Below are 1841 nucleotides of genomic sequence, written 5' to 3' on the forward strand. Positions count from 1 at the left end.
CGCCACTGTTTGACTGCCACTTGAGAAACATCACTGCTGAGGTCGAGCCCTTCATTTATGTGTGTCCAGATGTTACCAGATTGATCCTGACTACCGAATGCCCCTGCAGCCTCAAAATGTTGTAGAGTCAGACCAAGACTGCCGTAGGTTCCAGACGGCTTGATTTTAGACGACATGTCATGGGACAAGGTTTCAGGATTTGTCAAACCGGATGTTTTGATTTCCTCAAGGCTTGCCGCAAGATCTGTGCCCGAGGATTCCTGCAACTGTGGGGTTTCCATGGTTTGGCTTTGCGCCCAAGCCATAGGTACACTTCCCAGCGCCATCACCGTAGCGATGACGGTAATTTGCCTGATCATCCTGTTTCTCCCTTGGCGGGTTCAAACCATAATGGATTGTCCCGCATACACCATCCTGCACATCATTCTGGATTAAATTAAAGGATAATAAACAAATTAAAACGTCTTGGTCAAACGCCTCAGCAGCCAATCAGCAAGTGATTTTTTATCAGCATGGTATAAGATCATGCTGGATATTTCATGGCACTCATCGTCAAACTGAATTTTATCCACAATGTGAGGAACAGCGTTTTTTAATTTTCTGACTTGCTTTAAATACAACAACACGCCTGGCGGAAATCAGTGCTGGCAGCCCGGATTTCGGGTTACGCCCAACACGCTCAGACTTTTCACGAAGAATAAATTTACCAAAACCAGACAAGCTGACATCTTCTCCAGATGCCAAGGTTTGAATTATTAATTTAAAAAAACACGAAACAACCAATCTGCTCTCAGCAATAGAAAATCCCATTCTGCCAGCAAGATCATGACCAATTATATCTTTGGTAACAGTACAGCCTGACTTTTTCCGGGAAGGAATAAAATAAGTGTGATTTTATTTCAAAATTATATTACCTTATTTTTACCGTATTCACAGCCTGAAGCCACCGATTTCACACCGGCGGCTTCAAAACAGATCATCAGGCCTTTTTCGGAGCCAGACTACCCACAGGCAATACCGCTTTGCCCATCACGGGATTAATGACATGCACTGCGGCCAGATAGAAGCCAATCAGCGCAACGATCATGAACAGCAAGCCCGCGATGTTCGATACGGAAATAGCCATCAGGACGAAGGCCGCGCAGAGAAGCCCGAACAGTAACACCAGACCAATGTTAGCGCGCAGGGATGCAATAAAGAAAATAAAGGTAATCAAGGCCATCAACCAAAACCACACCATCAATAATTGGGGCGCGCTCTTCATTGTCACCGCCAAACCGCCGCTGATAGCCGCAATGGCAAAGCTCAGGAAAAATGATCCGTAGGTAATAAACACGGTGGCAATATATGAATTGGGCATCTGATAGGTGAAACCACCCGCTACATACATGGCGGCCGCACCAAACCCGAAACAGAGGGCCAGCAAAGTACCTAATCCTGCAAGCGGCACGATGCCATAAAATACAGCACCAATAATAAACAACGGAACGGCAAATCCAAACAAACCAATAGCAATTGGATCTTTCATTTTATACTCTCCTAAGTGGTTTAGCGGTCAAAACGACCATTATTACTATATTACTCACTACCGATCATCCAAAAAAGGCCCCACTATTGTGGAGCCTGAAACTCCCGAAAGGCTTAGGGAGGAGGAGTCGTTTCACCGTTCATCTGTTAATCAGATTGCGGTTAATTCTGTTCAGCCCAATGGGCCGTTAGCGGTAACGATTTGCGGTTCCATGGCAGCCAGAATGGCAATCAGGTAATTCTGTGCCGCCATGGGAATCTTTCGGGTTTGCATCGCATCCATCATATCCTGAGCCAGATAATTGAAGGCTGCC

The 1841-nt window shown here is 45.7% G+C and carries 2 protein-coding genes and 1 pseudogene; all 3 read right to left on the reverse strand.

The genetic code is table 11. The annotated features are described in order from the left end of the window. Positions 1 to 359: pseudogene (locus tag AC2VLY_RS15825) on the reverse strand (LysM peptidoglycan-binding domain-containing protein); the annotation flags it as partial. A 205-nt stretch (positions 360 to 564) separates the two neighbouring features. Continuing rightward, entirely contained in the window at positions 565 to 879 is a 315-nt protein-coding gene (locus tag AC2VLY_RS15830; protein WP_486922614.1) for an integration host factor subunit alpha, read from the reverse strand. Positions 880 to 979: 100 nt separating this feature from the next. Further along, positions 980 to 1528 (reverse strand): acetate uptake transporter, encoded by a 549-nt coding sequence (locus AC2VLY_RS15835; RefSeq protein ID WP_193651603.1) that lies wholly within the window; start codon positions 1526 to 1528, stop codon positions 980 to 982. Between the last annotated feature and the right edge of the window lie 313 nt (positions 1529 to 1841).

It is taken from the genome of Acidithiobacillus sp. TH-A36 (assembly GCF_057473445.1).

What these genes read in the sequence shown, in the direction of transcription:
- AC2VLY_RS15835 (WP_193651603.1), bottom strand. Translation starts at nt 1,528, where the DNA reads ATGAAAGATCCAATTGCTATTGGTTTGTTTGGATTTGCCGTTCCGTTG.